The following is a 13,175-nucleotide window of genomic DNA, read 5'->3' as shown; positions in this document are numbered from 1 at the left end:
TGGTCAGCCCCGCGTGAGTTCGAGCATCGCGATCTCGGGCGGGGCTGCCACGCGCACCGGCGGACCCCACGCGCCTGCACCGCGGGTGGTGTAGAGCGTGGTGTCACCGATCGTGTCCAGCCCCTCGACACTGGGCTGCTGGAGCGGCACCAGATAGCGGATCGGCCAGATCTGCCCGCCATGAGTGTGTCCGGATACCTGCATGTCCACGCCCAGCTCGGAGGCCTCCACAGCCTGCTTGGGCTGATGAGCCATCAACAGCACGAAGCGATCCGGGTCGATGCCGTCGAGCGCAGCGCCGAGATTCGGTTCGTACGGTTCCGGGGCAGTGGCGTCGTTGATGCCGGCGATATCGATGGCAGCGCCATCACGGGTGATCGTCCTGCGCTCGTTGCGCAACACGTCGATGTCGAGGGTCGACCAGAAGTCGAGCCACTCTCCGCCGTCGCCCGCGTAGAACTCGTGGTTGCCGCTGACAGCGAAGACCCCGAGAGGGGCTTCGAGGTCGCGCAGCGGCTCGAGGTCTTCTCCGACCAACTCCACTGTCCCGTCGATGAGATCGCCGTCGAGCAGCACGACATCAGGCTGCTGCGCGTTGACCGAATCCACGACCGTGCGCAGGAAGCCCGCACCGCGAGACGGTCCGGCGTGAATATCGGACACCAATGCCACTCGCAGACCGTCGAATTCGGCCGGCAACCGGTCGAGCGCAACCTGGGTGCGTGTGACACGAGGCGAGGCGGCTTCGACGAGGCCGTACCCCACTGCGACGACGCTGACGAGAGCCACGACGACGGAGCCGACCCGCGATATGCGCAGCCGAACAGCAGTCGAATCACGATGCGACAGTGCGAACATCACCCGCACGACGGTGCAGATAAGAGCAACGAGGACCGTGCCGAGGAACAGATACAACACCACCGCCAACCAGGTCAGGCCGAGGAAAGCCGGGCCACGGGCCCAGGACGGATCGAACTCGACGCCGCTGCCGAAGCCGACCACCGCGCACAACCACAGAAGTATCAGCAACAGATCTGCCGGGCGTCCGACACGTGCCGGTGCCCTCGTTACGGAGAGAAACCGCCAGTGCAGGAAGAGCGTGACGAGGAGTAGGAAGACGCCGACAAAAAGTACACGAGACATGTTCTAGTACAGCAACTTTCCGAGTCGATCGAGGAGGTCTGGGGAATCCGATGTCGGGACCGTGTCCACGGTGCCGCCGGTGCGAGCTGCGATGTCGGTGAACACGGGGGCAGGGCTGCCGTCGCCGATGCGCACGACGTTCACCGCGACCGGCCGCGCCGGATCGGACGCCGATGTCAGTTCGGTGAGTAGCTCGTCCGCCGACAAGGGTGAGTCGTCCGGGCCGTCCGTGATCAGCACGACCGAATTGACGCGGCCGGGGACGTAACCGGCCACGGCGTCGAGATACGCGACGAGTACGGACGCGTACGTGAACGAGCCGGTTGCCGGCGTCAACGCCTCAACGGTCGCATCGAGGGCGGAGCGCCTCGGAGTGGTCCCGACGGGAACTGTCATCGGTCCGGTCGGGACATCCACCCGGAAGGGCAGCGAGTTGTTCAGGTCTTCGCTGAAACTCCACAGACCGAGTTCGGTGGCGTCGGGGACTCGTCGGAACTGCTCGCTCAGTGCGCGAACGGTGTTCTGCAGCCGCGTCGCACCGCCTTCGGTGGTGCGCATCGACTCGGACACGTCGAGCAGCACAGTGGCACGGCGGGGCAGAACCGGATTGCGAAGCACAGCGAGCAGAGCGTCGGCAACCGGCCCCGATGGTGGGGCGACGATGCCCGCGTCCTGGGGCTCGTCCACGCTGAATCCCGCGTCCAGGAGTGTCTGCGTACCGTCGGGCTGACGAACGAAATCCACGAATGCCGCGGCTGCTCGGGTGGAGGTCTCGTCACCGGAGAGCACGACCGCCGGATGATCGGCGACAGGCGTTGCACCCTGTGGGCGAACGGCGGTCAGCGTCGAGGAATCGGTCGACGCGAGTTGCTGTTCGGTGACCGGGACCGCGTGGACGGCGGCGTCGGGGCCTGCGGCATTCTCGAGCGCCGCGAGGGCGTCGTACGTGGTGGAGGCCGAGGTTGCGGCAGCGCCGGTATCGGTCACCGCCAACTCCGACATCGCCGACACCAGTGGCGTCGAGGAGGCCTCATCGACGGTGAGTGCGGTGGTCGGGTCACCGCGTACGCCTGCCGCGATGGCCGTGACCGCAAGAGTGCTCGCGCCGGTGTCGGAGCCGGACGGCACGGCGAGTCGAAGCCCACCCCACTCGGGGAGTCCGAGAGCCTGCGGGTTGCGTTGCAGTCGTATCAGATCTGCCCAGCTAGAGCCTGCAGCGACGACGGCGTCGGCCACCGCGCTCGGTGCAGCGAGGACGATCGGACTCGATGCGACGGGCCGCGGCGTACCGTCGATGGCTCCACGGTCGACGACGGCCTCGACGTCTGCCGAGGACTGGGGTATCCACAGACCCGGACGAGCGCCGAGCGCACCGACATCCCAGTTGTCGGCGCCGGAGTTCAGTGCCGCCCGCACCGCATCGGACGCGATGGCTCGAACCTCTACTGTCACACAGTGATCGCGAATTACCGGGGCGGTCGCGTCGAATCGTGTTGCCAGCTGTTCGATCGCGGCGGAGATGTCGGGGTCGGCCGCCACGGTGAGGACGGCCGGTCCCTCCACGCAGGTGTCGGCTGCCTCGATCCCCTGATCCGAAATTCGATCACGCAGCGCAAACCATCCGAACACGGCTGCCACCAGGACCGCGATCGTCAGTACGACGATCACGGGCCCGGCGGCTATGGAACGTCCGCGCCCTGAGTTCCGGTGTTCACCCACGTGGTCGACAAGTCCGTCAGGCGTTGACGGCCTTGTACTCCCGTCGGCGACGATGCAGGATCGGCTCGGTGTACCCGTTGGGCTGGCTCGTGCCCTGGAAGATCAGATCACTCGCAGCCTGGAAGGCGATGTTGGTGTCGAAATCGGGTGCCAACGGCTTGTACGTCGGATCGGACGCGTTCTGCCGGTCGACCACCGGTGCCATTCGCTTCAGCGATTCGCGCACCTGCTCCTCGGTGACGATGCCGTGCCGCAACCAGTTCGCGATGAATTGGCTCGAAATGCGCAGCGTCGCACGGTCTTCCATCAGTGCGATGTCGTTGATGTCGGGCACCTTGGAGCATCCGACGCCGTGGTCGATCCAGCGCACGACGTATCCGAGGATGGACTGCGAATTGTTGTCGAGTTCGTTCTGCTTCTCCTCGTCGGTCCAGTCGGTGGACGGCGCGAGAGGGATCTCGAGGATCTCGTCGACGGTGGCGCGCTTGGCTTTCGCGATCTCGTGTTGACGGGCGAACACGTCGACCTTGTGATAGTGCAAGGCGTGCAGGGTCGCTGCGGTGGGGGAGGGAACCCACGCAGTGTTCGCGCCGGCCTTGGGGTGGCCGATCTTCTGCTCGAGCATGTCGTGCATCAGATCGGGCATGGCCCACATGCCCTTGCCGATCTGCGCCTTGCCCTGCAGGCCGGCCGCCAGGCCGGTGTCGACATTGAAGTCCTCGTAGGCGGCAATCCACTTCTCGCCCTTCATCGCTCCCTTACGAACGACGGGCCCTGCCTCCATCGACGTGTGAATCTCGTCGCCGGTGCGGTCGAGGAAGCCGGTGTTGATGAAGACGACCCGCTCGGACGCGGCCTGGATGCAGGCCTTGAGGTTGACCGTAGTGCGGCGCTCCTCGTCCATGATGCCGACCTTGAGCGTGTTGGTGGGCAGGCCGAGAACCTGCTCGACCCGGCCGAACAGTTCGGCGGTGAAGGCGACCTCGTCCGGTCCGTGCATCTTCGGCTTGACGATGTAGAGCGAGCCCGTGCGCGAGTTCGAGAGCACGTTGTCCGGAGTCAGCGAGTGCAGACCGGCGAGCGAGGTGAACAGTGCATCGAGGATGCCCTCGGGAACCTCGTTGCCCTCGGCGTCGAGGATCGCGTCGGAGGTCATCAGGTGGCCGACGTTGCGGACGAACAGCAGCGAACGGCCGTGCAGCGTCAACTCGGAACCGTCGACCGAGGTGTAGGTGCGGTCCTTGTTCATCGCACGAGTGAACGTCTTGCCGCCCTTGGAGACCTCCTCGGTGAGATCGCCCTTCATCAGGCCGAGCCAGTTGCGGTAGCCCAGAACCTTGTCGTCGGCATCGACTGCGGCGACCGAATCCTCGAAGTCCATGATCGTGGTGACAGCCGACTCGAGCAGCACGTCCTTGACGCCTGCTCCGTCGGTCTTGCCGATCGGGCTCTCGGGGTCGATCTGGATCTCGAAGTGCAAACCGTTGTGCACGAACAGGATGGCCGTCGGCGCATCGGGTGTGCCCTGGTATCCCAACAGCTGTGCCGGATCCTTCAGGCCCACGGTGCTGCCATCGGCCAACGTCACTGTCAGCGACGCGGCGTCGACGACGTATCCGGTGGTCCCGACGTGCGAGCCGGAGCTCAGCGGCAATGCCTCGTCGAGGAAGTCACGCGCGAACGCGATGACCTTGTCTCCGCGGACCTTGTTGTAGCTCGAGCCCTTCTCGGCTCCGTCGGTCTCGGGAATGGCGTCCGTTCCGTAGAGGGCGTCGTAGAGCGAGCCCCATCGTGCGTTGGAGGCATTGATCGCAAAGCGTGCATTGAGCACAGGAACCACCAGCTGCGGCCCGGCCGTGGTGGTGATCTCGGTGTCCACGCCGGAGGTGGTGATCTGGAAGTCGGCAGGCTCGTCGAGCAGGTAGCCGATCTCTTTCAGGAAGGTCTTGTACGCTGCGCGGTCGTAATCGGCACCGGCATGTTCGCCGTGCCACGCGTCGACCTTGCCCTGGATCTCGTCACGGACGGCAAGCAACGCTTTGTTCTTGGGAGCGAGATCGGCGATCACCGACGCGGCACCGGCCCAGAAGGCCTGCGAATCTACGTCGGTACCCGGCAGCGCCTCCTTCTCGACGAAATCGAATAGGACCTTGGCGACCTGAAGTCCACCAGCCTGCACACGATCGGTCATGAATTCCTCACTCTTTCCGGTCACGGACACCGGTGACGGTGTCCCCACGACAACGCTGTCGATGTTACTCGGCGGTAGGTCCGACGCCGAACCCGCCGCCGGTGAGCAGATTTCGACACCGATCCACCAGTGCCGAGCGTAGGGGAGCTGCCTTTTCCGACAGCTCTCCCTGTGCGCGAACGTACTCTGCCCGTCCAGCCGCAGTTTCGATTCGGATGGGATCGAGATGGTACTCGCTCAGGTCGTACGGACTTGCGCGCATATCGATCGTTCGAGCCTCCAACGCCAACTCGAAACAGTCGGTCACGAACTCGGAGTCGATCAACGGACCCAATTTGTAGCACCACTTGTACAGATCCATCGACGCGTGGATGCAACCGGGCTGCTCGGACCCCAGGCGCGACTCGGGGGACAACGCGAGGGCGTTACGCGGTACCGCGTCCTCGGTGAAGAAGCGGTAGGCGTCGTAATGAGTGCACCGTAACGTCATCGAGTCGACCACGGCGTCGGTTCCCTCATGACCGAGTCGCAATGGGACCTGGCTGTGCCGGACTGCCGAGTCGCCGCCGCGGTAGACCATCGCCCATTCGTGCAGACCGAAGCAGCCGAGCAGGGGCGGTCGCTCCCGCGTCGCCGACAGCAGACCTAGAACGAACTCGATGCTGGGCCGGCGTCGCTCGAGCAGATCCGACCGCACCCGGAATCCTGGACCGTCCGCAGTCTCGACCTGCTCGTACGAGGCGAACTCGGCGAAGTCACGCGCCCGATCGCCCGTCAGAACCCTGCCGTGGCCGGGGTTCCATCGCCGCAACTGACCCGGGCGGTGGCTGTAGTAGGTGAACAAGAAATCCACCACCGGATGCACATTGCCGTGTCCGCGATCGACCAGATAGCTGCCGACGAGACTCTCCACCCGCGCCGAGTGCGCGTCTCGCCGAGCAGTCCACTCCGCCTCGGTCAGCGTTTCCGATCCGCCCATTCAGACGTTCCGCGGGTTACCGGTAGGTGCGGACTGACCCGGTCGGGGACCGGCGACACGGTGAGTCCCGTCTCGAACCGTGCCCACGAACTCCTCCACCAGATCCTCCAACGCGACGATGCCGACCGTGGCACCGGTCGCATCGTGCACGGCACCGAGGTGGCTGCTGGCGCGCCGCAGCTTCGTCAGCGCGTCGTCGAGCACGGTGTCTATGGACACCACGGGCAGGGCCCTGACGTCGCTGCGGGGAATGACGGTCTCCGGGCCGGCGGAATCGTCGGCCATGTCGTCGAGCACGTCCTTCAGGTGCAGATAGCCCACCAGGGAACCGCTCGCATCACGCACCGGGTACCGAGAGAACCCGGTTTCAATGACTGCGCGTTCCACCGAACCGAGGGTCGGACCGAAAGTGTGGTCCGGCCCGGACAGCTCGATACTCCGAACCTGATGCGAGGGAATCAGAACCTCGGCCACGGTTCGGCCCGAGGTCTCGAGAGCCTGGCGCAATCTGCGGTGTTCCTCGGCGTCGATCAGTCCCTCCGAGCGCGATTCGCCGATCATCTGCGACAGCTCTACCGCCGAGACGGACGAACTCAGTTCGTCCTTGGGCTCGATGCGAAGCATGCGCAGCGTCAGGTTGGCGCACAGGTTGTAGAACGAGATCAGGGGCAACGCCACCTTGATGAACATCAGGTGGATGGGCACGAGCACCATGGCGGTGCTCTCCGGGCCGGCGATGGCGATGTTCTTCGGGACCATCTCGCCGACGAGGATGTGCAGGACGACGACGAGTGTCAGCGCGATGGCGAAGGCGATCGGGTGCAGGAACGAGCCGGGGATGCCGACCAGCTCCAGGGGCACCTCGATCAAGTGCGCGACCGCGGGCTCGGCGACGCGGCCGAGCAGAATCGAGCAGATCGTGATGCCGAGTTGTGCCGCGGCGAGCATCTGCGACAGATTCTGACCGGCCTCGATGACGCTCTGCGCGCGCTTCTTGCCCTGCGCCAGCAATGCTTCGAGACGATCACGGCGAGCTGAGATCAGTGCGAACTCGGCACCGACGAAGAAGGCGTTTCCGGCCAGCAGCAGAACTGCCAGACCTACCCCGAGAAAGTCACCCATCGACCTCACCGTCCGATCGCAGACGCGCCACTGCTTCGGCGTCGACCGGCAGGATCAGCACACGATCGATACGGCGGCCGTCCATGCGGATCACGCGCGCCATCCACCCGCCGTCGCCGTCGGGGACGTCCTCCGTCGCCGGGGACGGTAGAAGCACCGCGTCTCCCTCTGATGGAATTCGGCCGAGTTGCATCAGTACCAGGCCCCCGATGGTTTCGTATTCGCCTTCCGGGGCCGAATAGCCCGTCGCCGACGCAACCTCGTCGATGCGAAGCAGCCCCGCGCAGTCCCAGCCGTCGCCCGAACGAGCGACGTCCAGTTCCGGCTCGTCGTGTTCGTCGCGCACGTCGCCGACGATCTCCTCGATCAGATCTTCCATGGTCACCATGCCTGCGGTGCCGCCGTACTCGTCCACCACGAGGGCCACCTGCATTCCGTCGGCTCGCACGCGTTCCATCACAGCGTCGCCGTCCAGGCTCGACGGAACGACCGGAACGTCGCGCGCCAGGGACTCGACAGTGGTGGACCGGCGGTCCGCTCCGGCCACCGTGAACGCATGCTTGATGTGTACGACACCGACGGTGTCGTCCAGGTCGCCGTCGACCACCGGGAACCGAGAGAAGCCCGTTCGCGCAGCGGTTTCGATCAGGTCGGCGACGGTCGCGTCGGTGGCGAGAGTCTCGATCTTGACCCGCGGAGTCATCAGTTCCTCGGCGGTGCGGTCGCCGAACTGCAACGACCGGTCGACCAGACGTGCGGTGTTCTCGTCGATCGAGCCCTGCTGGGCCGACGTTCGGACCAGTGAACCGAGCTCCTGCGGTGATCTTGCCGAACGCAGTTCCTCGGCCGGTTCGATGCCGAGCCGTCGCACGAGCCAGTTGGCCGAGCCGTTGAGTCCGTTGATCGCCCATTTGAAGATCAGGGAGAACCCGGCCATCGCTCCGGCTGTGACCCGCGCGGTCGACATCGGTTTCGCGATGGCGATGTTCTTGGGGACCAGTTCACCGAAAATCATCGAGAACGACGTGGCCAAGATCAGAGCCACCGCGAGGGAGATGCCCGACGCAAGAGAGTCCGAGGCACCCAGCGCGGTGGTCACCGGCCTGATGAATCCTGCCAGGACCGGCTCCGCGAGATAACCCGTGATGAGGGTGGTGATCGTGATGCCCAGCTGCGCGCCCGACAACTGAAAAGACAGCGTCTTGTGAGCATGCAGAACTTGGCGCGAGCGTAGGTCGCCGTTCTCGGCCTGAGACTCGACCGCACTGCGTTCGAGAGCCGTGAGGGAGAACTCGGCCGCGACGAAGAGGGCAGTACCTGCCGTTAGCGCCACGAAGCCGATCAGGCTGACGATGGTGACGAGAGTGGCCACAGGTCAACGCCGCCGAAGTTGAGAGAGCAGTACCGCTCCGCTCGTCTGCGGGGACCTGTCGAAATCGGTGTCGCCGGGTTTCTCTCCCGGCTCGATAGAGGATCCCTCCGATGTGGAACCGTCGTCGTGCTGCTCCGCAGTTGCCGAACCGGCAACCGAAATAGTGGGTGCCTCGGGCACCTGATTCCCTTCTGTCTGGTTCGCGTTGCGGCACACCGGTGGTGGCCGACGCGTCGTCGCACCGCGCCGAGTCGACGTTCTCGTCTCGGCGCGGGCAACGACAGCGAACGTCGTCGAACTCGTAGTGGGTGAGTCTAACCGTCTCGGTGCGTTACCACCCGGACGGCAGGGGGCGCCCTTCGGCAAATCCTGCGGCCGACTGGACCCCGAGGACGGCTCGTTCGGCCAATTCGGGCAGGGAACGTGCCCCGGCATAAGTGCATGTGCTGCGCACACCTGCGCAGATGTGATCGATGAGGTCTTCGACGCCGGGACGATCCGGATCCAGTCGCATCCGGGAACTGGAGATCCCTTCCTCGAACAACGCCTTGCGGGCGCGGTCGAAGGCCCCGTCGGTGGCAGTGCGCGCCGCGACGGCACGCTTGGACGCCATGCCGAAGCTTTCCTTGTATCGGTTGCCCGCCGCGTCGACGCGAAGGTCTCCGGGAGATTCGTAGGTGCCCGCGAACCAGGATCCGATCATGACGTTGGCGGCACCGGCCGCGAGCGCGAGCGCGACGTCGCGAGGATGGCGAACACCGCCGTCGGCCCAGACCGACGCACCGAGTTCGGCTGCGGCAGCCGAACAGTCGGCCACGGCGGAGAACTGCGGCCGACCCACGCCGGTCATCATGCGAGTGGTGCACATGGCCCCGGGGCCGACACCGACCTTGACGATGTCCGCACCCGCCGCCACCAGGTCACGGGTGCCCTGAGCGGAGACGACGTTGCCGGCGGCGAGCGGTACGCCGAGATCGAGCGAACGCACTTCGGCCAACGCTTCGAGCATCTTCTGTTGGTGCCCGTGGGCGGTATCCATCACCAGGACGTCCGCACCGGCCTCGACCAGTGCCGTCGCCTTCTTCGCCACGTCGCCGTTGATGCCGACCGCGGCAGCGATCCGCAGCCGTCCCGACGCGTCGACGGCAGGGGCGTAGATGCCGGTGCGGACGGCACCGGTGTTCGTCACCACACCGGCCAACGAACCGTCGTCCTCGACGACGATCGCGAGCTGGGCGTGGGCGGCCTCCATCAGCTCGAAGACCTCTTTGGGTGAGTCGTTGCGGGCCACCCGCACGAAGTCGGTCGCGGCCACCGAGCTGAGCCGAGCGAAGCGATCGACGTCCGCGCAGGCGCTCTCGGTGACGACACCGACGGGCTTGCCGTGCTCGACGATCACGACGGATCCATGAGCGCGCTTGTGCACCAGGGCGAGCGCATCGGAGACCGAGGCGTTGGGGCCGAGAACGACCGGTGTGTCGGCAACGAGATCTCTGCTCTTGACGAATGCGACCGTTTCGGCGACGGCCTCGGTGGGCAGGTCCTGCGGAATGACGGCAATGGCACCGCGTCGTGCGACGGTCTCGGCCATCCGCCGACCCGATACTGCGGTCATGTTCGACACCACGATCGGAATGGTCGTTCCCGACCCGTCGACCGTGCTGAGGTCCACGTCGAAACGAGAAGTGACATCGGTCCGGTTCGGGACGAGGAAGACGTCGTCGTAGGTGAGATCGTAGGGCGGCTGGTGACCATCGAGGAACTGCACGTTGATCGAGACTACCGGTCGGATGGACTTCCTGGGTTCGACGCCCCGTCCCGAGCGGTCGGTTCGGACGCGTTCGCAGCCTGCGTACGCGACAGCAGGACCGTCGTGACGACCATGACGGCCACGGCCACGACGATGACCGTCAGGGCTGCGCCCTCGGTTCTGATTCGCTCGTTCAGGACAGTGACTCCGACGAACGCCGCGCCGAGTGGTTCACAGATCGTCACGGCCGGCATCGACGCCGACAGCGGACCCACCTGGAATGCACGCTGCTGCAGGTAGAAGCCGACGACGCCGGATCCGATCAGCGTGTAGGTCTGCCAGGCCGTCAGCGCCTCGACCGGGTTACCGTCGACGAGGTCGGTGACGTTCTTGGTCAGCGCAGCCGCCAGGCCGAACAGCAATCCTCCCGCCGCACCGAGCAGTAGTGCCCGAACTCCCGGCGAGGTGAGCAGCAATCCGCCCGCGGCGGCGCAGCCGACCACGACGGCCACCGCGATCAGTGGAACGAGCCATTGCACGAAAGGGGCGTCGGTATTGCCCTCGCTCGGGTCGCCCACCACGATGAAGACGGCGAGTGCCGCGGCCATCGCCACGGCGAGCGCCCAGGTGGTGGCAGGCAGTGTTCTCCCGACCAGCTTTGCCGACATCGGGAGAGCGAACAGCAGTGCTGTCACCAGCAGAGGTTGGACGATCAGTACCGAGCCGACCCACAGCGCGGCGATCTGCACCGCATAGCCACCGCCGTCTCCGAGTACCCCTACCCACCACCGCGGGCTGCGCACCAGTGCCGAAACGAGGGATTCACCTTCGGGGACGGACGCGGCCGCGCTCTGTTGCGCGACCGACGCGCAGGCGAACAGGAACGCCGAAATCAGCGCGAGTACGACCGCCGGCCAGGACGCGGTCACCCGCGTCGTCCTCTGCTACCGCCACCCCGCCGACTCCCGGTGCCATCGTTCCGCCCACGCCTGCCCGGAGTACCCGTCCGGCCCGCACCACGCGCAGTTCGGGGGTCGGCCCCAGCACCGCTCGTCGTCGGTACCGGGGCAGGGAGCGGTCGACCGATCGGGGTGCGTGCGCCCGTCGGTCGACGCCACGCGGACTGGTCCAGATCGGTATCGATGACCGTGGCGGCAACGCCGGCCTCGTCGGCCATCGATCGGACGCGATCCAACTGGTCGTCCGTTGCCAGCGTCACGACGGTTCCGCGGGCACCGGCACGTGCAGTGCGTCCGGCGCGGTGCAGGTAATCCTTGAAATCGACGGGGGGATCGACGTGAACGACGAGAGTCACGTCGTCGACATGAACACCGCGGGCTGCCACGTCGGTTGCGATGAGAGCCACGGACGTGCCCTCGCCGAAGGCCGCGAGCGATCGGGTGCGGTGCGCCTGAGTCTTGTTGCCGTGCAACGACGATACCGGCACACCCAGTGCGAGGCACTCGTCGGTGAGTCGATCGACGGCATGGGTTGTCCGTAGGAACAGAAGTGTCTTACCGTCGCGGTTGGCAAGTGCGGCAGCGACTTCGGTCTTTCGGGCCGCGTCGATTCGGAAGACGAAATGGGTCATGTCGGGTTCGCTGACGGCTGCCGCAGTGGAGTGCACAGCGGGGTCTTTCAGAAACTTCTCGACCAGCCCGTCGACCTCACCGTCCAGCGTCGCGGAGAACAGCATCCTCTGACCGTGTGCCGGGGTGGCGGCCAGCAGTGACTCGACCTGAGGCAGGAAACCCATGTCCACCATGCGATCTGCCTCGTCGATGACGGTGACCTCGACATGCTCGAGTGTGATCGAGCGTCGCTGGAGGAGATCGATGAGCCGGCCGGGAGTCGCGACCACGATGTCGACTCCGCGCTGAATATCTCGGACGTTGCGTTCGAGCGGAACACCTCCGACGACGCAGACGGTACGAAGTCCGAAGGTGGCACCGTGGATGTCGAGTACTTCACGAATCTGCAGTGCCAGTTCCCGAGTGGGGGCGAGGATCAACCCGCGCGGTGCCGCAGGTGCGCTTCGCTTGCCGGCGAGGTGGACGAGAATCGGCAGTGAGAACGCCAGGGTCTTACCCGAGCCCGTGGGTGCGCGCCCGAGGACGTCCCGTCCGGCAAGGGCATCGGGGATCGCCGCGACCTGAATGGGAAACGGGTCGCGAGCACCTGCATTCCTGAGGGAGTGCACCAGAACGACGGGGAGACCGAGGTCTGCGAACGATCGAGTGGATTGACCCGGCATGGAGCTGACCTTACCGCCGGATCGACGACGCGTTCGACCGTTCTTGTCGGTACCGCACGCAATACTTGTCCTAGAACGTGAGTTCGAATGGCGTTCGAGACGCAATCTCCGCAGGGGCGGTTGCACGGCGAAGGTGGGGGAGTCATGTGCAAGATGTGCCGAGGGTTCGGTGTCGACAATTACATCGATGACGTGAGGGCAACGATCGAGTCATTCGGGTGGGCGCTGCAGTATGTGGAATCGGAGGTCGATCGAGACGGCATTCATCCCGCGTTCTGCTACACGGTCGGTCTCACCGACCTGGGCAGTCCCGAAATCGTCGTGACGGGACGCGGGCCACGTGAATCCTCGATGATCCTGAACGCGCTGGGGACTTCGGTGGCGTCGGGGATGTTGGAGATCGAATCCGGAATCGGTTGTGCAGCAGCAGGGTTCGATCTTCTGGCCATCGACGTACCGGATTGTGCGGACATCCTGTACGTCGCCTCCGACGTGTACGGCACGGGACGCTTCAGCGCCGTACAAGCCGTCTGGAGGGACCTCGAAGGTGCACTGCCGTGGGAGGGAATTCCGTCGACGGTGGTGCAACCGATACTCGGGCCGGTGCCCTTCTGAGCGAGCGAAGACCGATCACACCGGTGGCAC

General features: G+C 65.5%; 10 protein-coding genes. 1 reads left to right on the top strand and 9 read right to left on the bottom strand.

Translation table 11 applies throughout. The annotated features are described in order from the left end of the window. Window positions 1–3: 3 nt before the first annotated feature. The 9 genes from CH278_RS14310 to CH278_RS14265 all read right to left on the bottom strand — a co-directional run bounded on the left by CH278_RS14310 (window position 4) and on the right by CH278_RS14265 (window position 12,530). A complete protein-coding gene (locus CH278_RS14310; RefSeq protein WP_094622188.1) occupies window positions 4–1,143 on the bottom strand; it encodes a metallophosphoesterase in 1,140 nt (379 codons plus the stop codon). A 3-nt stretch (window positions 1,144–1,146) separates the two neighbouring features. Beyond that, window positions 1,147–2,811 carry a VWA domain-containing protein gene (locus tag CH278_RS14305; RefSeq protein WP_256991950.1) on the bottom strand — a complete coding sequence of 555 codons (1,665 nt, stop codon included), beginning with the start codon at window positions 2,809–2,811 and terminating at the stop codon, window positions 1,147–1,149. A 67-nt stretch (window positions 2,812–2,878) separates the two neighbouring features. Then, the gene (locus tag CH278_RS14300; protein WP_094622230.1) at window positions 2,879–5,053 is read right to left on the bottom strand and encodes a malate synthase G; all 2,175 of its coding nucleotides are present in this window, start codon (window positions 5,051–5,053) and stop codon (window positions 2,879–2,881) included. Window positions 5,054–5,117: 64 nt separating this feature from the next. Then, window positions 5,118–6,032 (bottom strand): 3-methyladenine DNA glycosylase, encoded by a 915-nt coding sequence (locus CH278_RS14295; protein ID WP_094622187.1) that lies wholly within the window; start codon window positions 6,030–6,032, stop codon window positions 5,118–5,120. Next, entirely contained in the window at window positions 6,033–7,154 is a 1,122-nt protein-coding gene (locus CH278_RS14290) for a hemolysin family protein (RefSeq protein WP_094622186.1), read from the bottom strand. Beyond that, window positions 7,147–8,526: a hemolysin family protein gene (locus CH278_RS14285; RefSeq protein ID WP_027497158.1), complete on the bottom strand. Its 1,380-nt coding sequence runs from the start codon at window positions 8,524–8,526 to the stop codon at window positions 7,147–7,149. Before CH278_RS14285 ends, CH278_RS14290 begins: the two co-directional genes overlap by 8 nt. Before the next feature lie 331 nt (window positions 8,527–8,857). After that, window positions 8,858–10,294 carry a GuaB1 family IMP dehydrogenase-related protein gene (locus tag CH278_RS14275; protein WP_094622185.1) on the bottom strand — a complete coding sequence of 479 codons (1,437 nt, stop codon included), beginning with the start codon at window positions 10,292–10,294 and terminating at the stop codon, window positions 8,858–8,860. Between the two features lie 11 nt (window positions 10,295–10,305). Further along, entirely contained in the window at window positions 10,306–11,205 is a 900-nt protein-coding gene (locus CH278_RS14270; RefSeq protein WP_094622184.1) for a DMT family transporter, read from the bottom strand. Then, window positions 11,202–12,530 carry a DEAD/DEAH box helicase gene (locus CH278_RS14265; protein WP_094622183.1) on the bottom strand — a complete coding sequence of 443 codons (1,329 nt, stop codon included), beginning with the start codon at window positions 12,528–12,530 and terminating at the stop codon, window positions 11,202–11,204. The genes CH278_RS14270 and CH278_RS14265 overlap by 4 nt, the downstream gene beginning before the upstream one ends. An 87-nt stretch (window positions 12,531–12,617) precedes the next feature. On the opposite strand from CH278_RS14265, the gene CH278_RS14260 reads away from it, so the two are divergent. Continuing rightward, entirely contained in the window at window positions 12,618–13,145 is a 528-nt protein-coding gene (locus tag CH278_RS14260) for a DUF4262 domain-containing protein (RefSeq protein WP_256993737.1), read from the top strand. Window positions 13,146–13,175 lie beyond the last annotated feature (30 nt).

This window comes from Rhodococcus sp. 05-2254-5 (assembly GCF_002258575.1).
In the GTDB taxonomy this organism is placed as follows: domain Bacteria; phylum Actinomycetota; class Actinomycetes; order Mycobacteriales; family Mycobacteriaceae; genus Rhodococcoides; species Rhodococcoides fascians.
Note: the sequence above shows the minus strand (reverse complement) of the source record. Positions and strands in the feature narration are given on the sequence as shown.

Excerpts from the sequence above, each read along its gene's own strand:
- CH278_RS14310 (WP_094622188.1), bottom strand. The coding sequence starts at position 1,143 with ATGTCTCGTGTACTTTTTGTCGGCGTCTTCCTACTCCTCGTCACGCTC.
- CH278_RS14300 (WP_094622230.1), bottom strand. The coding sequence starts at position 5,053 with ATGACCGATCGTGTGCAGGCTGGTGGACTTCAGGTCGCCAAGGTCCTA.
- CH278_RS14295 (WP_094622187.1), bottom strand. The coding sequence starts at position 6,032 with ATGGGCGGATCGGAAACGCTGACCGAGGCGGAGTGGACTGCTCGGCGA.
- CH278_RS14290 (WP_094622186.1), bottom strand. The coding sequence starts at position 7,154 with ATGGGTGACTTTCTCGGGGTAGGTCTGGCAGTTCTGCTGCTGGCCGGA.
- CH278_RS14265 (WP_094622183.1), bottom strand. The coding sequence starts at position 12,530 with ATGCCGGGTCAATCCACTCGATCGTTCGCAGACCTCGGTCTCCCCGTC.
- CH278_RS14260 (WP_256993737.1), top strand. The coding sequence starts at position 12,618 with ATGGCGTTCGAGACGCAATCTCCGCAGGGGCGGTTGCACGGCGAAGGT.